Below are 20,925 nucleotides of genomic sequence, written 5' to 3'. Positions count from 1 at the left end.
GTGAGGCTTTTTTGCTACGGATTGGACAAAAGTAGCGGACGGCAGAACCGCCGCGCTGGTGAACGCGTATCCCCTCTGCGACACTAACGTCTGATTTGGATTATGGATTCGAGGATGAATAGCGTGAACGGGTCCCATTTTTCGACCGCGCCGGCACGACTGTGGCAGGTCGCGATCTTGGCGGCGGCGGGGGCAATCGGTACGACGGGCCACGCGGAAGCAGCATTCTATTACACACCGGATTATTCGGGCACGTCCTACTACTACCCGCAAGAGCGGCATCCCGAGCAACTGCGCCAGAAGCCGCAGAAGCGCGGCTCGGCCGCGAAGCAAAAAGACGAAGCACTCGTCGAGAAGGAGACCGGCGCAAAGCCGCAAGGTCCGCTCGTCATCGTCGTCTCGATCGAGCGGCAGAAGGTGACGATCTACGACTCCAACGGCGTGTTCGCGGAGTCGCCGGTGTCGACGGGCATGAAGGGCCACTCAACGCCGATGGGCGTGTTCAGCGTCATCCAGAAGCACAAATTCCACCACTCCAACATCTATAGCGGCGCACCGATGCCGTACATGCAGCGGATCACCTGGTCCGGTGTCGCGATGCATGCCGGCGTGCTTCCGGGCTATCCGGCCTCGCACGGCTGCATCCGCATGCCGATGGCGTTCGCGGTGAAGATGTGGAACTGGACGAAGATGGGCGCGCGCGTGATCGTGTCACCCGGCCAGATGACGCCGCAAAGCTTCTCGCATCCGATGCTCGCCTCGGTGCGCGTTCCGCCGCAGCCGGCAGCAAGCCTCGAGCCGACGACGAGCGTTGGCGACAAGGCAGACAAGGGTGCGCCCGACTCCAAGGTAGCCGACGCCAAGCCCGTCGAAACCAAATCGTTTGAGACGAAGACCGCGAGCGCTGACGGCGTGCTCGAGCTGCGCTCCACGGTCGGCCACGTCGTGATGTCGGATGTGACCACGGGCAATGCGCCGGTTCGCGAGGAAGCCGCCAAGACTGAGGCTAAGACTGAGGCCAAGACTGAGGCCAAAAGCGACACAAAATCCGCCGAGGCCTCGGAGCCGGCGAAGCAGCCTGACGACGCGGCAGCGAAGACCGACGAGGCGATCTCAGATGAGAAGCCAGCCGACAAGGTCGAGGCAGCGAAGTCGGAGCCTTCAGAAGCTCCGAAGGCCGACGCGCCGAAGACGGAAGTCGCTGCCGAGCCTGCCAAGGCCGAGCCTGCCAAGTCCGAGCCGGTCAAATCCGAGCCGGTCAAGGCTGAGGCTGCCGCGCCCGAGAAGAAGCCCGACGCACCTGTGACGGCAACGGCTCCCGCGCAAGCGCCATCGCCTGAGGCGAAGAAGGACCAGACCCGCGTCGCCGATCCCGCACCGTCCATCAAGCCGGATCTGCCGAAGCGGACCGGCCAGATCGCGGTGTTCATCAGCCGCAAGGATTCCAAGCTCTATGTGCGGCAGAACTTTGCGCCGCTGTTCGATGTGCCCGTGACGATCGCGGCAAGTGATCGGCCACTCGGCACCCATGTCTTCACGGCCGAAGTCGACAAGACCGATTCCAACGCACTGCATTGGTCGGTGGTGTCGCTGCCCGTCGCCGTCCGCGCCGCCGCGCGCGAGGACGACGGTCGTGTGACACGCCGCCAGCGCAACGCTGCAGTCATTCCGGTCGCTGCAAAGCCGGTCGTGACGCCGGACAGCCCCGCCGAGGCACTGGATCGCATCACGATCCCCGCCGACGTCATGGCGAAGATCAACGAGATGCTCACCACCGGTGGCTCGGTGATCGTCTCCGACCAGGGCATCAACCAGGGTGAGACCGGCGAAGGCACCGATTTCATCGTCCGTCTGTACTGAGCACGTCCTGTCTCGGATAACGCGGTGTTGAGCAGACCTCTCGCATCGCGGGCGTAGACTGCGTGCCGGATCACATCCGGGGGACGCCGCCATGTTGAACCGCCGAACCATGCTTGCCGCGATGCTGGCGACCACCGCCTCTGCAACGCGCGCACCGGCCGACAACGGCATGAGCCGGATCCCGGCCTATGCCTTCTCATTCGCCGCGCTATCCGGCGACGACATTCGCCTCGCCGCCTTCACCGGCAAGCCATTGCTGGTCGTGAATACCGCCTCGCTGTGCGGCTACACCCCGCAGTATGCGGGACTGCAGGAGCTCTGGAGCGAGTTTCGCGAGCGAGGGCTCACCGTGATCGGCGTGCCCTCCAACGATTTCGGTGGCCAGGAGCCGGGCGGCACCAGCGAGATCTCGGAAACCGCGCACCACCAATACGGCGTTACCTTCCCCATCGCCGCCAAGGCCATCGTAACAGGGCCTAAGGCGCATCCCTTCTACAAATGGGCCGCCGAGGCGCGGCCGAAGGAGGTTCCGAAGTGGAACTTCCACAAATACCTGGTCGGCCGCGACGGCTATATCGCCGAGGTCTTTCCATCCGCTGTGGAGCCCGCCGACACGCGCATCAAGACCGCGATTGCCCGGGCGTTGGCCGACACTTGACGGATCAGCCGTCACGCGGTTGGGCACAAATGTGGCGAAGCGCCAAACAGCCGTTGCAATGGCGATGGGCCACCATCTAGGCTAGGATGGTGAGGGGCAGGACAGGTTTTGCCGGAGGCAAAAAAGCCACGGCGGAACAACGGGATCAATCTCGAGGACAACACCATGCGTGTGGCGGCAAAACTGATTTTGGCAAGCGCGATCTCCGTTGCGCTGACAGGCGTGGCGTGGTCGCAGACCCCGGCTGCAAAACCGGCAGCCGCCACGCAGGCCGCACCGGCTGCTGCTCCGGCTGCCGCGGCGCCGGCAGCAGCCGCGGCGCAGCCGAGCGCCGCCTTCCCGCCGCCGCCGCAACAGGCGCCACAGCCGGCACGTGCCGCCTGCAACAATCCAAACGCGCTGGGCGTCGCCCGCACGGTGGAGATCGACACGACAGGCGGTCCCGGTTTCGGCTTCGAGCATTTCAAGGAGCTCGACTTCCTGCGCGACAAGGAGGTCGTCCTGACCTTCGACGACGGTCCATGGCCGCGCAACACGCCCGCCGTGCTGAAGGCGCTCGCCGATCAGTGCACCACCGGCATCTTCTTCTCGATCGGCAAGCATGCCACCTACGAGCCGGAGATCCTGAAACAGGTCTACGCGGCCGGTCACACCATCGGCAGCCACACCTGGTCGCATGCCAATCTCAACAACAAGAAGCTGACCGAAGCACAGCGCAAGGAAGAGATCGAGAAGGGCATCAGCGCCGTGAAATGGGCGCTCGGCGGAATCTCGCCTGCGGCGTTCTTCCGTTTCCCGGCGCTGCAACATCCGCCGGAGATGGTCACCTATCTCGGCAACCGTAACGTCGGGATCTTCTCCTGCGACATCGACTCCTTCGACTTCAAGGCCTCCAAGCCGGAGAAGGTGATCGAGGCCGTGATGAAGGGGCTCGACAAGAAGGGCAAAGGCATCATCTTGATGCACGATTTCCAGAAGCACACGGCGGAAGCCCTGCCCGAACTTCTGAATCGCCTCAAGGCCGGCGGCTACAAGGTGGTAGCGATGCGCGCCAAGGCGCCGGTCGCCTCGCTCCCCGAATACGACCAGGAGCTGATGAAGGACGTCAAGCTGCCGACGGTGAGCACGCGTCCGGTCAATTCCGTGGTGACGACCGTTTCCGAATAGACGTCGCTTGTCTCTCCATTTCGAAGGTTACGTCATCGTCTCGGCGGACGGCATGCTTGCCGACGCCGGCCGCGTCATGCCCGATAGCCTTAAGTTCGAAGGCGACAAGCTGTTCTTCGAGCAGGCGCTGGACCGCGCCGCGCTCGTCGTGCACGGCCGCAACTCGCATGAGCAGCAGCCGAACTCGCCCAAGCGCAAGCGGCTGATCACGACGCGCAAGATCAAGGCCCTCACCGTCGATCCGGAGATGCCGAACGCGACGTTGTGGAATCCCGATCATGCGAGCTTCGAGGAGGCCTGCGCCTTTGCCGATGTCGCTTCAGGGCGGGTCGCCGTTATTGGCGGCCCCGTCGTGTTCGAGATGTTCATGGATCGCTACGACACGTTCTGGCTGTCGGAAGCGCCACATGTGCAATTGCCCGGCGGCGAAGGCTGTTTCGTCGACGTGCCGAAGCGAACGCCGCACGAGGTGCTGGCGTCACACGGGATGAAGCCGGGCACGCCGTATTTGCTCGATGCGGCACATGACGTCACGGTCACGCCGTGGCGGCGGTCGAGCTAGCGCCTACACGTCCCCGTAGGCCGTCTCTGCCGAGCGCGTCGCGCGGCCATAGCCCATCACCATGAACAGCGCGCCGATAATCGCGAGATTCTTCAGAGCGTCGACCACCATCTTGGCATTCTCGGGCGCCGCCTGATTCCAGAAATCGTAGAACAGCACGGTCGACACCGCGACGTAGATCACCATCAGCATCGCGAAGAAGCGCGCGCCGAAATTCAGCGCGATCATCAGGCCTGCGATGATCTCGAGCCCGCCGATGGCGATCGCCAGAAGCTGCGGGGTCGTCATCGCGGTCGCCGCCTCGATCTGCTTGGCGTAGGGCACGATCACATCGGGCACTACGATCTTGCCGGCGATGAAATCGGCTGTCGCCTGGATGGCGACGAGCTTGGTCGCGCCCGTGTAGATGAACAGCACGGCGAACAGGATTCGTCCGAACGTCACGAACGCTGGCATGGATAGGCCTCTTGGCAAAGCACAAAGCACGGGACGCGCCGGCGGATTATGAAGAGTCCGTCTGCGGTTTTCAAACGGGGAAATGGAAAACTACCAGTTATTCAAAAGCGGTGGTGTTGCTGCCCCCTCTCCCCGTTCTTACGGTCGCTTGCGGGGAAAGGCGACGGCAGCGTCAGCCCTTACGTAAACAACGTCGGCTGCTGCCGGGCGGCGCGCTCCTGGGCTTCCACCACCGCAACCGCGGTCATGTTCAGAATGCCGCGCGCGGTCACTGACGGGGTAAGGATGTGGGCGGGCCGGGCCGGACCGATCAGGATCGGGCCGACGGGCAACGCATCGGCCAGCGACTTGATCATCTGATAGGCCACGTTGGCGGTATCTAGGCTCGGCATGATCATGATATTGGCCTCACCCTCCAGCTTGGAGTGCGGCAACACCATCTTGCGTGCAGCGGCCGAGAGCGCCGTATCGCCCTGCATCTCGCCGTCGGCCTCAATCTCCGGATGCTTCTCCTTCAGCAGCTGGGTCGCCCGCCGCATCTTGCGCGAGGAGTCGGTGTCGTAGCTGCCGAAATCGGAATGCGAGACGAACGCGATCTTGGGCTTGAGCGCGAAGCGCTGGACGTGGACCGCCGCGAGCGAGGCGATCTCGGCGAGCTCTTCCGCGCTCGGATTGGGCCGCACCTGCGTGTCGGCGATGAAGAAGGCGCCCTTGCTGGTGATCAGCAGCGCCAACGCGGCATAGTCGTTCACCCCGGGCGCGAAGCCGATGATCTCGCGGACATGCCGCAGATGATGCATGTAGCGGCCCTCGACGCCGCAAAGCATCGCATCCGCCTCCCCGCGCGTGACCGCGAGCGCCGCGATGACAGTGTTGTTGGTGCGCACCACCGTCCGTGCCGCATCCGGCGTCACGCCGCGGCGGCCGGCGACCTCGACATAGGACTGCACATAGGAGCGGTAGCGCGGATCGTCCTCGGGATTGACGAGGTCGAAATCCTTGCCGGCCCGGATCAGCAGGCCGAAGCGCTTGATGCGCGCCTCCACCACCGATGGGCGACCGACGAGGATCGGCCGCGCCAGCTTCTCCTCCAGCACCACCTGGGTGGCGCGCAGCACGCGCTCGTCCTCGCCCTCGGCGTAGATCACGCGCACCGGCTGGGTCTTGGCCTTGGCAAACATCGGCTTCATGACGAGGCCGGAGCGGAAGGCAAAGCGCTCGAGCAGCGCGGTGTATTCGTCGAAATTGGTGATGGGCCGCGTCGCAACGCCCGATTCCATCGCGGCCTTCGCCACCGCCGGCGCGATGCGCAGAATGAGCCTCGGATCAAACGGGCTCGGGATCAGCGAGCCCGGACCGAAGCCTTGCGTCTCGCCGGTATCAAAACCCTGCGCGACCGCGTCCGACGGCGCCTCGCGCGCGAGCTGCGCGATGGCCTCGACGGCGGCGTGCTTCATCTCCTCGTTGATGGCGCTGGCGCCGACGTCGAGCGCGCCGCGGAAGATGAAGGGGAAGCAGAGGACGTTGTTGACCTGGTTCGGATAGTCGGAGCGGCCGGTGCAGATCATCGCGTCGGGGCGCACTTTTCGCGCTTCTTCCGGCATGATCTCCGGCGTCGGATTGGCGAGCGCCATGATCAGCGGCTTCTCGCCCATCGCCTGAGCCATCTCCGGCTTGAGCACGCCCGGTGCCGAAAGTCCGATGAAGATGTCGGCACCTCCGATGACGTCGCCAAGCGTCCGCTTGTCGGTCTTCTGCGCATAGACCGCCTTCCAGCGGTCCATCGTGGTGTTGCGGCCTTCATGCACGAGGCCGTCGATGTCGCAGACCCAGATGTTCTTGCGCTGCGCGCCCATCGACACCAAAAGGTTGAGCGTGGCGAGCGCGGCGGCCCCTGCCCCCGACGCCACGATCTTGACCTCGGACAGCTTCTTGCCGTTCAGCTTCAGGCCGTTGGTGATGGCGGCAGCGACGATGATCGCTGTGCCGTGCTGGTCGTCATGGAAGACCGGGATCTTCATGCGCTCCTTCAGCTGCGCCTCGATCTCGAAGCATTCCGGTCCGCGAATGTCTTCCAGGTTGATGCCGCCGAAGGTCGGCTCCAGCGCCGCCACCGTCTCGACCACGCGCTCGATGGTGTCGGCGGCAATCTCGATGTCGAACACGTCGATGCCGGCAAATTTCTTGAACAGGACGGCCTTGCCCTCCATCACCGGCTTGGATGCCAGCGGGCCGATATTGCCGAGGCCGAGCACCGCGGTGCCGTTGGAGACCACGGCGACCAGATTGGCGCGGGTGGTCAGGGTCGCCGCCTCGGCCGGATTCTTGGCGATCTCGGTGCAGGCGGCAGCGACGCCCGGAGAATAGGCAAGCGCGAGGTCGCGCTGGTTGGCGAGCGGCTTGCTCGCCTGGATCTCGAGTTTTCCCGGGCGCGGCAGACGGTGATAGGCCAGCGCCGCCTGGTGGAGATCATCAGAATAGGACGACATGCGGTCTCTTGCCTCGCGTTACCGGCCTCAAAATGCAACATCCGGAGCGATCATCCAAGCGGACGTTATTTCCGGGTCGTGGAAACGGGATCAAGCACGGCCGAAGGCCCGGTGGCAACATCCGATTGCGGCCCCATCAACAGGGCGCACCTTCAAATATCTGACAGCACTAGCTTTCCCTGGACCGCGCGGCATTTCCCGAATATGGCAAGTTGCGCAGTGCACAACGAGCAACTGGAGCTGGGAATGAAGCGGATCCTGATCGGCCTGATCGCAGTTGCCGTGCTCGCCGCGGGCGGATGGTTCGGCTTCAATCTCTACGTCCGGCACCGCGTCACCAGCGAGGTCGAGGCGGCGTTCGAGCAGGTGCGCTCAGGGGGCGGCAAGGCGAGCCACGGCAGGATCGCGTTCGACCTCGCAACCCGGACGCTGACCATCGACGACATTGCCGTCGAGCGCGGCGCGCAGACCAGCGTCAAGATCGCCGGCATGAAGGCGGCCGGCGTTCGCCAGATCGACGACACCAGGGTCTCGGCCGAGAGCATCGAGCTGTCGGATACGGAGATCAAATACAGCAGCGTCATGGGCGAGACGAAGCTGAATGCCGTCTACAAGGTTCCACAGCTTTCGGTGCGCGACTTTGCCGGCGCGGTTCGCATTCAGGGTTCGCTGGCATCAGACTCGTTGATCGATCTGTACCGATTTGTTCTCGAACAATTCGTCGGCATCACCGCGTCCTCGGTTGTGGCTCCGACCATCAGCGCCTCCGTCAACCCCGACACTGGCAAATCGGCCAGCGGCGGTACCGAGATCACCTATTCCGGCGTGACGATGCTGAACATCAACCGCGGCAAAGTCGATGCCGCCAAGGTTGACCGCACCGTTCACGTCGTAAGCCTGCAACAGCCGGGCAAATCCGAAAAGCTTACTCTCGAGCTCTCGAACACGACCACCGACGATTTCGATGCAACGGCATTGGCCGCCGCCCTGGACCCCAAGAGGGTCAATGATGACAGCTATCACCGGATCTACAGGCAAATCTCGGCAGGGCCCTATGTGATGACCTCAGCGCAAGGGATGCGCGCACAGATCGACAGGTTCAGCATCAACGACATCGCCGTGCAACCCTCCAAGCTCCAGTTGATCGACATCCGGGCCTTGATGAAGGACCATTCGACGCCGCCGACGCCGACGGAGACACCGCAGGCGCTGGAGCAGTTCGCGGTGCTCTTCGAGGGCGTGCGTGTCGGCGAGGTCGGCGTCGGCAAAGTATCGGTCAGCACGCCGCAAGGGACCGCCAACCTCAACGCCATCAGATACGCAAATGGCGAGATTGCGCTGGAAGGCCTCGATGCGCCGTCGCCGCAAGGGCAAGTCAGGATGGAGCGCTTCGCATTGAAGTCCTTCAGCGTCCCGAGCCTGATGCGCTGGGCCGCGGACCTTGCGAAGAACGTCGGGCGGCCGCCCTCGCCGGATCAGATGCTCGGGCTGTTCGGCGTGCTCGCGGGCGCTGAGATCAAGGGCGTGACGGCGCCGTTCAAGAATACCAAGAAGCTGCTCACGATCGACACGTTGAGCCTCGACTGGGGACAGCTGGTCGGCTCGATCCCGACCAAGGCGCATGCGGTCGCCAAATTCGTCACGCCCACCGATCCATCCGAACCGAAGCAGCGCCCGTTGGTCGCGGCCGGCATCGACAAGCTCGCGATCGACTTCGATCTCGGTGCAGCCTGGACCGAGCCATCCAACGACTTTGCCCTGGCGCCCGCGACGCTCGACATCGGAGGCATCGCTAGAGCTCAAGCCCGCCTCGCGCTCGCCAACGTTCCTCGCGACGTGTTCTCGCTCGATCCGGCGCAGGTCATGGGCCAGGCCAAGCAGATCGATGCCGGCGCGATCGAGCTTTCTCTGCGCGACAACGGCGTCGTCGATCTGGTTGTGGCGCAGTTCGCGCGCACTCAGAACCTCAGTCGCGAGGCCGCGCGGGGGGCCATCGTCGAGATGATCCGGACGCAAGGCGAGCAGATCGCGGCCTCGAATGTCGATGCCAAGCCCGCCGTGGATGCGCTCGCAAGCTTCGTCGAGACCTCGGGACAAACGCTCACCATCAAGCTGACGCCGCTCGGCAACGTGCCGTTGCTTCAGCTCATGGGCGCCCTGAACAACGAGCCGGTCGTCGCGCTGGCGCAGTTCAGGATCGAGGCGTCGACGGGGCTGTAGGGAGGTCAGGAGCACACGCTCTCACCACGGTCATGGCCGGGCTTGTCCCGGCCATCCACGTCTTTTGTTGCGGCCCGGCCAAAAACGTGGATGGCCGGGACAAGCCCGGGCATGACGAATTCGTGGCCAGCTCCCCGCGCGCACGAAAATGCACGCCCCTCACTTCTGCGGCAGGTTCACCCGCACATGCAGCTCGCGGAGCTGCTTCGGCGTGGCTTCCGACGGTGCGCCCATCAGGAGGTCCATCGCCTGCTGGTTCATCGGGAACAGCGAGATCTCGCGCAGATTGGTGGTGCCGCAGAGCAGCATCACGATACGGTCGACGCCCGCGGCCATGCCGCCATGCGGCGGCGCGCCGTACTGGAATGCGCGGTACATGCCGCCGAAGCGATCGACCACTTCCTGCTCGCCGTAGCCCGCGATCTCGAACGCCTTCACCATCGCTTCCGGCACGTGGTTGCGGATGCCGCCCGAGGCAATCTCGTAGCCGTTGCAGGTGATGTCGTACTGGAACGCCTTGATGGTCAGCGGGTCCTGGCCCTTCAGCGCCTCGAGGCCGCCCTGCGGCATCGAGAACGGGTTGTGCGAGAAGTCGACCTTCTTGTCCTCCTCGTTGTACTCGTACATCGGGAAGTCGACGATCCAGGCGAGCTCGAACCGCTCCTTGTCGGTGAGGTTCAACTCGTCGCCGACCTTGTTGCGGGCCAACCCAGAGAACTTCCAGAACTTGTCGGGGTCGCCAGCGACGAAGAAGGCGGCGTCGCCCTCCTTCGTGCCGATCTGCGCGCGGATCGCAGCGGTGCGCTCAGGCCCGATGTTGTTCGCAAGGGGACCTGCGCCCTCGCCGCCCTCGCGCCACATGATGTAGCCGAGACCCGGCTGGCCTTCGCCCTGCGCCCAGGAGTTCATGCGATCGCAGAACGCGCGAGAGCCGCCGCCCGTCGCGGGGATTGCCCAGACCTGGTTCTTGGGATCTTCGAGCATGCGCGCGAACACCTTGAAGCCGGAGCCGCGGAAATGCTCGGAGACGTCCTGCATCTCGATGGGGTTGCGCAGATCAGGCTTGTCGCTGCCGTATTTGCGTAGCGCTTCGGCGAACGGAATACGGCGCCAGTTCTTGCTCACCGGTTTGCCCTTGGCGAACTCCTCGAACACGCCGGTGATGACGGGCTCCATCGCCGCAAAGACGTCTTCCTGAGTCACAAAACTCATCTCGACGTCGAGCTGGTAGAACTCGCCCGGCAGACGGTCGGCGCGCGGATCCTCGTCGCGGAAGCACGGCGCGATCTGGAAATAGCGGTCGAAGCCCGACATCATCAAGAGCTGCTTGTACTGCTGCGGCGCCTGCGGCAGTGCGTAGAATTTTCCCGGATGGATGCGCGACGGCACCAGGAAGTCGCGCGCGCCTTCCGGCGAGGACGCGGTCAGGATCGGCGTGTTGAACTCGAAGAAGCCCTGCCCCTCCATACGCCTGCGCATCGACTTGATGATCTCGACGCGGGTCATGATGTTCTGGTGCAGTTTTTCGCGACGCAGGTCCAGGAAGCGATATTTGAGCCTGATGTCCTCAGGATATTCCTGGTCGCCGAACACGGGCAGCGGCAGATCGCCGGCCGGGCCCAGCACCTCGATCTCGTTGACATAGATCTCGATCTTGCCGGTCGGCAGATCGTCATTGTCGGTGCCTTCGGGGCGACGGCGGACCTTGCCGTCCATCTTGACCACGAATTCCGAGCGCAGCTTCTCGGCCAGCGCGAACGCCGGCGAATCCGGGTCGACCACGCACTGGGTCAGGCCGTAATGGTCGCGCAAATCGATGAACAGCACGCCGCCATGGTCGCGAACGCGATGGACCCAGCCCGAGAGGCGGATGGTCTCGCCGATGTTGCTCTCGCGGAGCGCGCCGCATGTATGTGACCGGTAGCGATGCATGGTCGTCCCAAAATAATGTCTGAGGATCGAATCGGACGGCCTGAAACGACCGGTCCGACGTTGCGGCAGGGTTTACCTCGGGAGGACCGAAGCGGCAACCAAGGGAACGACCTGTTTTTGGGCTCCGAACGCCCATTTTTGGCCAATCCAGGCCCGAGCCTTTGCCATCAGGCGTTCGAAGCCTATCTTGAGGCCATGACAGTCCATTTCCCCTTCCAGAACTCGTATTCGGCGCTGCCGGACAGCTTCTTTGCCCGCGTCGCGCCGACCCCGGTTGCCGCGCCCCGGCTGATCAAGCTGAACCGGCCGCTGGCGATCCAGCTCGGGCTCGATCCTGACATGCTGGACACCCCTGAAGGCGCGGCGATCCTCGCCGGAAAGACGGTTCCCACCGGGGCCGATCCCATCGCCATGGCCTATGCCGGCCACCAGTTCGGGCATTTCGTGCCCCAGCTCGGCGACGGAAGGGCGATCCTGCTCGGCGAGGTCATCGACATCGACGGCATCCGCCGCGACATCCAGCTCAAGGGCTCGGGCCCCACCCCGTTCTCCCGCCGCGGCGACGGCCGCGCCGCGCTGGGGCCTGTGCTGCGTGAATACATCGTCAGCGAAGCCATGTACGCACTCGGCATTCCCACCACGCGCTCGCTCGCCGCCGTCATCACCGGCGAGCACGTCATCCGCGAGACAGCGCTGCCCGGCGCCGTGCTGACCCGCGTCGCATCGAGCCATATCCGCGTCGGCACCTTCCAGTTCTTCGCCGTCCGCCGCGACACCGACGCGATCCGCCGGCTCACCGATCACGTCATCGCCAGGCACTATCCCGACCTGCTTCAAGCCGAGCGGCCGTATCACGCGCTGCTCGCGGGCGTCGTCGCGCGCCAGGCCGAGCTCATCGCGCGCTGGCTGCTGGTCGGCTTCATCCACGGCGTGATGAACACCGACAACTCCTCCATATCAGGCGAGACCATCGATTACGGCCCCTGCGCCTTCATGGACGCCTACAACCCGTCGCAGGTGTTTTCCTCGATCGACGAGATGGGCCGCTACGCCTACGCCAACCAGCCGCGCATCGCGTTGTGGAATCTGACGCGCCTGGCCGAATGCCTGCTGCCGCTGTTCTCCGACGACCAGGAGAAGGCGGTCGCGGAAGCGCAAGACATTCTCGGCGCCTTCTCGGAGACGTTCAGCGCCGCCTATCAGGCCGGCCTGCGCAAGAAGATCGGCCTGTTCACGATGCGCGACGGCGACGAAGCCCTGATCCAGGACCTGCTCGACAGCATGGCGAAGAACCAGGCCGACTTCACGCTGACATTCCGCAAGCTCGGCGACGCCGCAAGCGATGACAGCGCCGATGTTCGCGCGCAATTCATGGAGCCCGCAGCCTTCGACGAATGGGCCGGCCGCTGGCGCGCCCGCATCGCGCTGGAGCCGCAGACCGCGGCCGAGCGGCAAGCGGCGATGCACGCCGTCAACCCAATCTTCATCCCCCGCAACCACCGCGTCGAGGCCGTGATCCAGGCCGCGGTGAACGATGACAACTACGCGCCGTTCGAGGAATTGGTGAAGGTGCTGGCGAGGCCCTACGAGGACCAGCCGGACTACGCCGCCTACGCCGATCCACCCCTGCCGGACCAGCGCGTGCTGCAGACGTTTTGCGGGACGTGATCTGGATTGTAAGATGACTCAGCTCTCTGCCCTCACAGATGAAGAGATCGAGGCAATAAAGGTACGCTGCGAGCAGGCCACAGCTGGTCCCTGGCAATCGTTCATCGAAAAACGCGATAGATTCAGCGGTTCGGACTTCGTCCAGACCGGAGGCGAAGACATCTACCTCACCGGCGCGACGCTCGCCGACCAGGAGTTCATCGCCCATGCGCGGCAGGACATTCCAAGACTCATCGCTGAGATTGAGCGGTTGCGCGCGATCGGACGTTAACGTAGCCAATCCCGCCTAAGAACTAGCTCCCTCCACACCCCGCCGGAAAACCAGCTCGATCGTGAGCCACAACGGCCCGATGAAGGGAATGAGCCCGATCAGTTGAAACCACCCTGAGCGCCCCCGATCATGACAACGTTTGGCTCCGACGGCCCAACTGGGCCAGAGCGAGAGCAGCACGAGGGCTCCAAATGCCACGTTAAACTGAAGCGGCGGGACGAGAGCGATCACCGCAGCATGAGCGACAGCCAGCGGGATCAGGAAGCGAAAGACATAGTTGAACCGACTGACGCGTCCGCTGAATGAGAACAAGAAGCGCAGGATTTCCATTGCGCGCCCCTACTTCGTCGCTTTCTTCACGCCGCCGAACGAGGCCGCATCGAATTTCTGCGGGTCGACCGGATTATAGCGCGACCATTCCATGTCCGGCATGTTGCCGTAGCGCTCGGCCCACATCTTGTCGGTCCTCGTCGTGCCGGGCGCGACGGGGCGGATCTCGAAATGCAGCACCTTGTTCGGACCGATCTCGCCGATCGCGTCCCTGGCCCTGACGCTCACGCCCAGCGCAAGCGGCGCGCCGTTCGGGCCAACCACGCGGCCGAGTTGGACGTAACGGGTGTAGACCACGCCGCCATTGGGGTAGGTGTGCTTGAGCACGACATAGCGGCCGCAACCGCCGATCACTGGCAGGTCAGCCGGGGCCTGCTCGCTGTTCTCGATCTTGACGACGACGCCGTCCGCCATCGCTGGCACGGGATCGCCCACCTTGTCGACGCTGAAATCGACGCCGGGATGCTCGTCCTGGGTCCAGCATCCGCAGGACGTCATCGCCTTGTTCGGCGGCGGCGTATCGGCGCGCGGAGCGCTTTTGGGCGTCAGGAATTCGTTGACGAGAAGGCCCGGCCCTTCGGGCGCCGTGTAGACGTGGATCGCATAGAGCGACAGCTTGTCTCCGACGGGCACCTCCTGCGGGAGAAAGCCGTAGACCACGTCCTGAATGAAGACCTTGAGTTCGCGCCCTCGGGCGGAACGCACGGTGATGCAGTTGGTCGCCTGCAGGCCGTCAACATCCTGCCTGGGCATGCCGCTCATCAACAGGGATCGCTTGAGGCCTTCGCTCGCACACGGCCCGCCCAGAGAAGTCAGCGTCACATCGAGCTTCACAGGGGACATCGGATAGACGTCGAGGCCGGTGGCGGGCCGCCGCCTTGCCAGGAATTCGTCGAGATCGGTCTCCTTGTAGCGAGCAAAGTTGAATTCGGCGCGCACCGCATCGGGGACGGCGCAGAGGGCGATGAGCAGCAGGGAAGCAGCAAGCGAAGCCAGCTTGCGGACATGCGACGGCAACATTCAGAGGTCTCGTGATGCAAATTCGACCAGTGCCCCTAGCAAACCATGACGCCATCTTCGCGGCAAGGTAGATCGTCGAGCGCAACTCAATCACGAGAGGTCTTTGCCGGCGAAGCGCGCTCCGCTGAGGCATTCCAGCGTATGTCCACACCTTCGGCGCGCTTGCCGGAACCGCTGTCATCAAACTGATACACACGCGCTCTAACCGCCTGTCAGGGCCGTCTTGCCGGAGGCGCCCATCCTCCAAAATCCTGACAAGCGTGCCATGCCCTTCAAGTTCATCCACATCACCGACACGCATCTGGCGAACCCGGGGCTGAAGCTCTATGGTCTCGACCCGCGCGCGCGGCTGGATGCGGCGATCGCCGACATCAACAAGCACCAGGCCGATGCCGCCTTCGCGGTCGTGACCGGCGATCTCACCCATTGGGGCGAGGCTGAATCCTACGCCAATTTCGCCGACGCGATGTCCGCGTTGAAGATGCCGTACATCGCCATGGTCGGCAATCACGACAAGCGCGTGGCCTGCCTCGACGGCCTGAAGGCCGCGCCGCGCGATCCCAACGGCTTTGTCCAGGGCACCCGGACCACCGAGCACGGCCTGTTCGTATTCCTGGACACGCTGGACGAGACCAGCCATGCCGGCGAAATGTGCGCCAAGCGCTTCGACTGGCTGGCGAAGACGCTCGCCGCCGCGCCTGACGACCAGCCATTCGTCGTGTTCATGCATCATCCGCCGTTCCCGGTCGGCGTCCACGCGATGGACGAGATCGCGCTCAAGCAGAGCGCGGAGTTTGCCGAAGTGATCGCGCCCTATCGCGCGCGCATCCGCCATCTCTTCTTCGGCCATGTGCACCGGCCGATCTTCGGCAGCTACGGCAAGATCCCGTTCTCGACGCTGCGCGGCACCAACCACCAGGTCTGGTTCGAGCTCGATGCGAGCGCTCCGCATCTGGCGAGCCACGAGCCGCCGGCCTATGGCGTCGTGCTGATCGACGACGAAAACCTCGTCGTGCACAGCCACGACTTCCTCGACACCAGCCTGCGCTTCCCGTTCGAGCCGCCTGCGGGCGTGGACGGCCGCGACTATGCGCTCAAGTTCGCGGCACGGTGACATGAGCCTCGCTGACCCCGCGGCTCTCCCAGTCGCGGCTGCGGTGCCGCCGCGCCTGAACATCGTGACGCGGTTCACCACCCGCTTCAAAGCCTCGCTGCCCGCCTATCTGCTGCTGCTGCCCTCGCTGATCTTCCTCGCGCTGTTCACCTATGGCGCGATGGGACGCGTGCTGATCGATGCGCTCTACCAGCGCGCCACGCCGAAGGCGCCGCTGCGCTTCGTCGGCATCGACAACATCACCGCGGTGCTGGCGGACCCCGCCTTCACCGGCGCCGTCGTCAACAACCTCATCTATGCACTGGGCACCGCGATCCCGAGCATCGGCTTGGCGTTGTTGTTCGCGCTGGCGCTGGCGCGCACCAATGTCGTGACCAGCGCGCTGCGCGCCGCGCTGTTCCTGCCGGTGCTGATCCCGATGGTCGCAGCGTCCGCGCTGTTCCTGTTCATCTTCCTGCCCAATGTCGGCCTGCTCGACTATTACATCGGCCGCCTGCTGCCGGTGCTGCCGAACTGGCTCGGCGACCCCGACATCGCGCTTTACGCGATCATGATCATCACGATCTGGAAGAACGCCGGCTACTACATGCTGTTCTTCCTGGCTGGCCTCCAGGCTGTCCCGGACGACGTGATGGAAGCCGCGTATCTCGACGGCGCAGGTCCGTATCAGAGGCTGCGCTACATCATCCTGCCGGAGCTCAAGCCCACTTTCCTGTTCGTGATCGTGATCGCCACGCTGAACGCGGTGACGCAGGTCGACCACGTCTTCGTCCTGACCCAGGGCGGTCCGTCGAACTCCACGAATCTCGTGCTGTTCTACATTTACCAGCAGGCGGTCGAAAATTTCGACGTCGGCAAGGCCTCGGCCGCGACACTGCTGACGCTCGCAGCCCTGATGGCCCTCACCGCACTCTCCTTCCGCACCATGGCGAAGCGCGAGGGCGGGCCATGAAGCTGATCGACAAGCTCTACAAGGACGCCCCGCTCGCGACGCGCAACGAGATCACACCGAAGCTCGGCTTCCTGCTGACGATCCTGCTCGCGCTCGCCTGGCTGATCCCGTTCCTGTGGATGGGCGTGGCCACACTGCGCCCGGCCTCCGACGGCATTAATTTGATGGCCGAGCTGATGCCGAGCCTGAAACCCACGCTCGACAACATCAGGGATGCCTGGGAGATCGGCGACTTCCCGCGCTACCTCCTCAACACCACGATCATCTGCACCGGCATCCTCCTGGTGCAGTTCGTCACGATCACGCTCGCGGGCTTTGCCTTTGCGCGGCTCGACTTCGCCGGCAAGACGCCGATCTTCTATCTGTTCCTGATGCAGCTGATGCTGGTGCCGGTGCTGCTGATCGTGCCGAACCTGAGCCTGGTGGTCCAGCTCGGCCTCTACGACACGCTCGCCGGCGTCATGATGCCGTTCTTCGCCTCGGCCTTCGGCACCTTCCTGATGCGCCAGGCCTTCGAGGCCATTCCGACCGAGCTCGAGGACGCCGCGCTGATCGATGGCGCCAGCCTGATCCAGCGCATCCGCCATATCTACGTGCCGCTGTCGATCCCGAGCTTCTCGGCGTTTGCGATCATCTCCGTCACCAGCCACTGGAACGACTTCCTGTGGCCGCTGATGGTGATCAACTCGCCGGACAAGCGACCGCTCACGGTTGGCCTCTCCGTCTTCACCAAGACGGCCGAAGGCACGCAGGCCTGGGGCACCATCGCCGCCGGCACGCTGATGGTGATCGCGCCGCTGCTCATCACCTTCCTGATCTTCCAGAAGCGTTTCATCAGCTCTTTCGTCACCTCAGGCATCAAATAGGAGATTATCCGATGCTGTTCTCCCGCAGGCTCATGCTCGGCCTCGCCATGGCAGGCTCTTTTGCCAGCGCCCTCGCCGTCCCGGCAATGGCCGAAGGTCCGACCGAGATCGACTTGTTCTTCCCCGTGCCCGTCGACGGCAAGCTCGCCCGCGACATGGGCACGCTGATCAAGGAGTTCAACGAGACCCATCCCGACGTCAAGGCGACCGCGGTCTACACCGGCTCCTATGACGACACGCTGATCAAGACGCGCGCCTCGATCAAGGCCGGCAAGCCGCCGGCCGCCGTGATCATGTCGGCCAACTTCCTGCTCGACATGCAGATCGAGAACGAGCTGACCAATCTCGACGGCCTCATCGCCGCCGACGGCAGCACCAAGGAAAAGTTCTTGGGCCAGTTCTTCCCGGCGCTGCAGGGTAACGCGGTGATCGACCGCTCGGTCTACGGCGTGCCGTTCCACAATTCGACGCCGCTGCTCTACATCAACGCCGACAAGGCCAAGGAAGCCGGTCTCGATCCGAGCAAGCCGCCGCAGACCTGGGCCGAGCTCACCGACTGGGCCAAGAAGCTCACCAAGCGCGAGGGCGACAAGGTCACCCAATGGGGTATCGCGATCCCCTGCGCCTATGACTATTGCGGCTGGATGATGGAAACGCTCACCATGAGCAATGGCGGGCGCTACTACAACGAGGAGTTCGGCGGCGAGGTCTATTACGACACGCCTTCGATGCTCGGCGCGCTGACCTGGTGGAACGACCTCGTCAGCAAGCACAAGGTCCACCCGCCCGGCGCCACGCCCGGCCCTGCCGTCAGCACCTCCTTCATCTCGGGCAATGCCGCGATGATGATGCTGTCGACGGGCTCGCTCACTTACGTGCGTGAGAACGCCAAGTTCGCCTACAAGGTCGCGTTCATCCCGCGCAACGTCCGCAACGCCGTGCCGATCGGCGGCGCCTCGCTGATCATTCCGGCGGGCGTCGAAGCCGACAAGCAGAAGGCCGCCTGGACGCTGATCAAGTGGATGACCTCGCCCGAGAAGAGCGCCTGGTGGAGCCGCGCCACGGGTTACTTCGCGCCCAACATGGCCGCCTACAAGACGCCTGACATGGTCGAGTTCCTGAACAAGAACCCGGACGCCAAGACCGCCGTCGAGCAGCTCGACGTCGCAAAGCCGTGGTTCGCGACCTACAAAACCGTGCCGGTGCGCAAGAACCTCGAGGACGAGGTGATGCTGGTCCTCAACGGCAAGAAGCAGCCGAAGGAAGCCCTCGTCGCCGCCCAGAAGGCCGCCGACGAGACGCTGAAGCCGTACAACGCCGAGACCTCGCTGAAGCTGCCGTAAGGCTGGGTAGCTCCGAGCCACGAACGCGGTCTCTCAAGGGTGGGCAAAGGCGCGCAAGCGTCGTGCCCACCTTTTCTATTTGTTGAGCGATAGTGGCACACTTCCGCTTTCGCTCGTCGAGCAACGGCGGACCAAGCGGCTTTACCGACTCGACCGCTTTCGCGCCTGGATCAAGCGCCAGACCGTACGCGTCCTCAAGCCAGCGAGCGCGGGCACAAGCGGCAGAAGCAAGCTATCGCAACGCCAACCACTGTCACCCGGCGTCAGGCGCAAGCCGGTCAGTGATTGACGCTGACGATTCAGCAGCGCCGGGGCTGAAAGAAACAATTCACTTTGCTCGTCGGACCGCGCTGATTATCGTCAACTCTGAACTATCACATTGAAGCGAGTGCCCGAGAGATCATCGCTGGAGCTAATGAACTTGCGATGATCGTCACAGCAGATGGCAAAGCCCCCCGGATCGTCTCTCCCAAAGCGCTCAAAGCCGGTTGCTGCCACGGGCAGAGTGGAATCTCATTATGTTATTCAATTCGGTGCAATTCATTTTTGCCTTTCTTCCCATCGTATTGATCGGCTTTTTCTTTTTGGGATTGCTCGGATTGCGCCAGGCTGCCATCGGATGGGCTTTTTTGGCGTCGCTTGTTTTCTACGGATGGGACAATCCCTGGCGACTAGTGCCTCTCGTCCTCGCGTCTGCCACCTTCAACTTTTTCGTCGGACGCGAATTGGCTCGGTTCAACAGCAGGCGGCTGCTGTTTATTGGGGTCACTGGAAATCTTCTTTTGCTTGGCGTGTTCAAGTACACATCGTTTTTGCTTGGCAGTTTTGGATGGTTGACGGGACTCTCGGTCCCTCATGTGGACATTCCCCTGCCGATCGGCATCTCCTTCTACACGTTCACCCAAATCGCATTCCTGGTCGACGCGTATCGTAAGGTTGCGCGTGAGTATGAGCCGTTGAAGTACGGCCTATTTGTCACCTACTTCCCACATCTCATTGCGGGCCCCATTTTGCATCACAAGGAGATGATGCCGCAATTCAACAATCCGGAAGTCTTTCAACCGCGGTTGACCTCCCTTTTGCACGGCTTGGCCTGGTTGTCGGCGGGACTTTTCAAGAAGGTGATGCTTGCTGACAGCATTGCGACCTACGTTGAGGCGCCATTCAGAATGGCAACAGCGGGCTCGCCGGTGACCTTTGGCGATGCTTGGACCGGCGTCATCAGCTACGCTCTTCAGATCTATTTCGACTTCTCCGCGTATTCCGATATGGCAATCGGATTGGCGTTGATGATGGGCATCACCTTCCCGATCAACTTCAACTCGCCCTATAAGGCCGATTCGCTGATCGAATTCTGGCGGCGGTGGCATATGACGCTATCGCGCTTCTTGCGTGACTACCTCTACATCTCGCTTGGCGGAAACCGCAAAGGCCCGTTGCGACGTCACGTCAACCTAATGATCACGATGGTGCTTGGCGGGCTCTGGCATGGGGCGAGCTGGAATTTTGCCATTTGGGGCGCGATTCACGGCGTTGGACTTCTGCTCAACCACCTTTGGCGAGAGCTCCCGGAGCGGTTGCGGTCCACACTGCCGCGCCCGCTGAGTTGGGCTCTCACTCTTCTTCTCGTTGCCGTTGCGTGGGTGCCCTTCCGCGCCGAGACATTCGATTCAGCGCTTCTGCTCTGGAGGAGCATGCTCGGGCTGCATGGATTTGCCGGCCCCACCATCGCCAGTCTTCACACGATGATGGGCTGGATCGTGGCATTGTCTTCCATCGCCCTGTTCGCGCCCAACAGCCAGGAGATCTTCTCGCTTGATTGGCGAAATGGTTCTGCGACGTGGTTGAGGTGGCGACCAAGTGGACCTTGGGCGATTGCGGTTGGATGCCTGTTTGGCGTCGCTATTGCAGGTATGTTGACGAAGCCGACGGTGTTTCTGTATTTCCGGTTTTAGCCATGCCTGGCCGAAAAGCGTTACTCATCTATCTTGTCTTGTTCATAACGACCGGCGTGACC

The 20,925-nt window shown here is 63.3% G+C and carries 17 protein-coding genes; 12 read left to right on the top strand and 5 right to left on the bottom strand.

All coding sequences use genetic code 11. The features are described 5' to 3' along the window. Nucleotides 1–114 precede the first annotated feature (114 nt). The 4 genes from M2427_RS31860 to M2427_RS31845 all read left to right on the top strand — a co-directional run bounded on the left by M2427_RS31860 (nt 115) and on the right by M2427_RS31845 (nt 4,247). Nucleotides 115–1,860, top strand: coding sequence for a L,D-transpeptidase (locus tag M2427_RS31860; protein WP_280710765.1), 1,746 nt, complete (start codon nt 115–117; stop codon nt 1,858–1,860). A gap of 91 nt (nt 1,861–1,951) precedes the next feature. Continuing rightward, nucleotides 1,952–2,518, top strand: coding sequence for a glutathione peroxidase (locus tag M2427_RS31855; RefSeq protein ID WP_280710764.1), 567 nt, complete (start codon nt 1,952–1,954; stop codon nt 2,516–2,518). A 165-nt stretch (nt 2,519–2,683) separates the two neighbouring features. Then, complete coding sequence (locus M2427_RS31850; RefSeq protein WP_280710800.1) at nt 2,684–3,685, top strand: polysaccharide deacetylase family protein; 1,002 nt, start codon at nt 2,684–2,686, stop codon at nt 3,683–3,685. A gap of 7 nt (nt 3,686–3,692) precedes the next feature. Next, nucleotides 3,693–4,247 carry a dihydrofolate reductase gene (locus M2427_RS31845; protein ID WP_280710763.1) on the top strand — a complete coding sequence of 185 codons (555 nt, stop codon included), beginning with the start codon at nt 3,693–3,695 and terminating at the stop codon, nt 4,245–4,247. 3 nt (nt 4,248–4,250) lie between these two features. Here M2427_RS31845 and M2427_RS31840 read toward each other — a convergent pair whose 3' ends face one another. Both M2427_RS31840 and M2427_RS31835 read right to left on the bottom strand, forming a co-directional pair. Further along, complete coding sequence (locus tag M2427_RS31840; RefSeq protein WP_280710762.1) at nt 4,251–4,703, bottom strand: DoxX family membrane protein; 453 nt, start codon at nt 4,701–4,703, stop codon at nt 4,251–4,253. A gap of 179 nt (nt 4,704–4,882) precedes the next feature. Continuing rightward, the gene (locus M2427_RS31835; RefSeq protein WP_280710761.1) at nt 4,883–7,192 is read right to left on the bottom strand and encodes an NADP-dependent malic enzyme; all 2,310 of its coding nucleotides are present in this window, start codon (nt 7,190–7,192) and stop codon (nt 4,883–4,885) included. Between the two features lie 246 nt (nt 7,193–7,438). Between M2427_RS31835 and M2427_RS31830 the strand changes: the two genes are divergently transcribed. Beyond that, nucleotides 7,439–9,412: a hypothetical protein gene (locus M2427_RS31830; RefSeq protein WP_280710760.1), complete on the top strand. Its 1,974-nt coding sequence runs from the start codon at nt 7,439–7,441 to the stop codon at nt 9,410–9,412. A gap of 159 nt (nt 9,413–9,571) precedes the next feature. On the opposite strand, the gene aspS is transcribed toward M2427_RS31830, so the two are convergent. Beyond that, complete coding sequence (aspS, locus tag M2427_RS31825; RefSeq protein ID WP_280710759.1) at nt 9,572–11,344, bottom strand: aspartate--tRNA ligase; 1,773 nt, start codon at nt 11,342–11,344, stop codon at nt 9,572–9,574. Nucleotides 11,345–11,539: 195 nt separating this feature from the next. On the opposite strand from aspS, the gene M2427_RS31820 reads away from it, so the two are divergent. Together M2427_RS31820 and M2427_RS31815 are read left to right on the top strand one after the other, a co-directional pair. Beyond that, entirely contained in the window at nt 11,540–13,012 is a 1,473-nt protein-coding gene (locus M2427_RS31820) for a protein adenylyltransferase SelO family protein (RefSeq protein ID WP_280710758.1), read from the top strand. Nucleotides 13,013–13,025: 13 nt separating this feature from the next. Then, nucleotides 13,026–13,283, top strand: a complete 258-nt coding sequence (locus M2427_RS31815; RefSeq protein WP_280710757.1) for a hypothetical protein — start codon at nt 13,026–13,028, stop codon at nt 13,281–13,283. A 15-nt stretch (nt 13,284–13,298) separates the two neighbouring features. On the opposite strand, the gene M2427_RS31810 is transcribed toward M2427_RS31815, so the two are convergent. Beyond that, nucleotides 13,299–13,613 carry a DUF805 domain-containing protein gene (locus M2427_RS31810; RefSeq protein ID WP_280710756.1) on the bottom strand — a complete coding sequence of 105 codons (315 nt, stop codon included), beginning with the start codon at nt 13,611–13,613 and terminating at the stop codon, nt 13,299–13,301. Between the two features lie 9 nt (nt 13,614–13,622). Then, nucleotides 13,623–14,633 (bottom strand): M23 family metallopeptidase, encoded by a 1,011-nt coding sequence (locus M2427_RS31805; RefSeq protein ID WP_280710755.1) that lies wholly within the window; start codon nt 14,631–14,633, stop codon nt 13,623–13,625. Between the two features lie 265 nt (nt 14,634–14,898). On the opposite strand from M2427_RS31805, the gene M2427_RS31800 reads away from it, so the two are divergent. From M2427_RS31800 to M2427_RS31780, 5 genes are all read left to right on the top strand, one after another. Beyond that, nucleotides 14,899–15,747, top strand: a complete 849-nt coding sequence (locus tag M2427_RS31800; protein ID WP_280710754.1) for a phosphodiesterase — start codon at nt 14,899–14,901, stop codon at nt 15,745–15,747. A 1-nt stretch (nt 15,748) separates the two neighbouring features. Further along, nucleotides 15,749–16,699 carry a sugar ABC transporter permease gene (locus tag M2427_RS31795; protein ID WP_280710753.1) on the top strand — a complete coding sequence of 317 codons (951 nt, stop codon included), beginning with the start codon at nt 15,749–15,751 and terminating at the stop codon, nt 16,697–16,699. After that, entirely contained in the window at nt 16,696–17,565 is an 870-nt protein-coding gene (locus M2427_RS31790) for a carbohydrate ABC transporter permease (RefSeq protein WP_280710752.1), read from the top strand. The genes M2427_RS31795 and M2427_RS31790 overlap by 4 nt, the downstream gene beginning before the upstream one ends. A gap of 11 nt (nt 17,566–17,576) precedes the next feature. After that, complete coding sequence (locus tag M2427_RS31785; RefSeq protein WP_280710751.1) at nt 17,577–18,908, top strand: ABC transporter substrate-binding protein; 1,332 nt, start codon at nt 17,577–17,579, stop codon at nt 18,906–18,908. 518 nt (nt 18,909–19,426) lie between these two features. Then, complete coding sequence (locus tag M2427_RS31780; protein ID WP_280710750.1) at nt 19,427–20,863, top strand: MBOAT family O-acyltransferase; 1,437 nt, start codon at nt 19,427–19,429, stop codon at nt 20,861–20,863. Nucleotides 20,864–20,925 lie beyond the last annotated feature (62 nt).

Origin of the sequence: Bradyrhizobium sp. BR13661 (assembly GCF_029892425.1) — a bacterium.
In the GTDB taxonomy this organism is placed as follows: domain Bacteria; phylum Pseudomonadota; class Alphaproteobacteria; order Rhizobiales; family Xanthobacteraceae; genus Bradyrhizobium.
This window is presented reverse-complemented; position numbering and strand designations above follow the sequence as displayed.

Coding starts and splice junctions, on each gene's coding strand:
- M2427_RS31780 (WP_280710750.1), top strand. CDS start 19,427: ATGTTATTCAATTCGGTGCAATTCATTTTTGCCTTTCTTCCCATCGTA.
- aspS (WP_280710759.1), bottom strand. CDS start 11,344: ATGCATCGCTACCGGTCACATACATGCGGCGCGCTCCGCGAGAGCAAC.
- M2427_RS31815 (WP_280710757.1), top strand. CDS start 13,026: ATGACTCAGCTCTCTGCCCTCACAGATGAAGAGATCGAGGCAATAAAG.
- M2427_RS31805 (WP_280710755.1), bottom strand. CDS start 14,633: ATGTTGCCGTCGCATGTCCGCAAGCTGGCTTCGCTTGCTGCTTCCCTG.
- M2427_RS31860 (WP_280710765.1), top strand. CDS start 115: ATGAATAGCGTGAACGGGTCCCATTTTTCGACCGCGCCGGCACGACTG.
- M2427_RS31785 (WP_280710751.1), top strand. CDS start 17,577: ATGCTGTTCTCCCGCAGGCTCATGCTCGGCCTCGCCATGGCAGGCTCT.
- M2427_RS31830 (WP_280710760.1), top strand. CDS start 7,439: ATGAAGCGGATCCTGATCGGCCTGATCGCAGTTGCCGTGCTCGCCGCG.
- M2427_RS31840 (WP_280710762.1), bottom strand. CDS start 4,703: ATGCCAGCGTTCGTGACGTTCGGACGAATCCTGTTCGCCGTGCTGTTC.
- M2427_RS31800 (WP_280710754.1), top strand. CDS start 14,899: ATGCCCTTCAAGTTCATCCACATCACCGACACGCATCTGGCGAACCCG.
- M2427_RS31855 (WP_280710764.1), top strand. CDS start 1,952: ATGTTGAACCGCCGAACCATGCTTGCCGCGATGCTGGCGACCACCGCC.
- M2427_RS31835 (WP_280710761.1), bottom strand. CDS start 7,192: ATGTCGTCCTATTCTGATGATCTCCACCAGGCGGCGCTGGCCTATCAC.
- M2427_RS31795 (WP_280710753.1), top strand. CDS start 15,749: ATGAGCCTCGCTGACCCCGCGGCTCTCCCAGTCGCGGCTGCGGTGCCG.
- M2427_RS31790 (WP_280710752.1), top strand. CDS start 16,696: ATGAAGCTGATCGACAAGCTCTACAAGGACGCCCCGCTCGCGACGCGC.
- M2427_RS31820 (WP_280710758.1), top strand. CDS start 11,540: ATGACAGTCCATTTCCCCTTCCAGAACTCGTATTCGGCGCTGCCGGAC.
- M2427_RS31850 (WP_280710800.1), top strand. CDS start 2,684: ATGCGTGTGGCGGCAAAACTGATTTTGGCAAGCGCGATCTCCGTTGCG.
- M2427_RS31810 (WP_280710756.1), bottom strand. CDS start 13,613: ATGGAAATCCTGCGCTTCTTGTTCTCATTCAGCGGACGCGTCAGTCGG.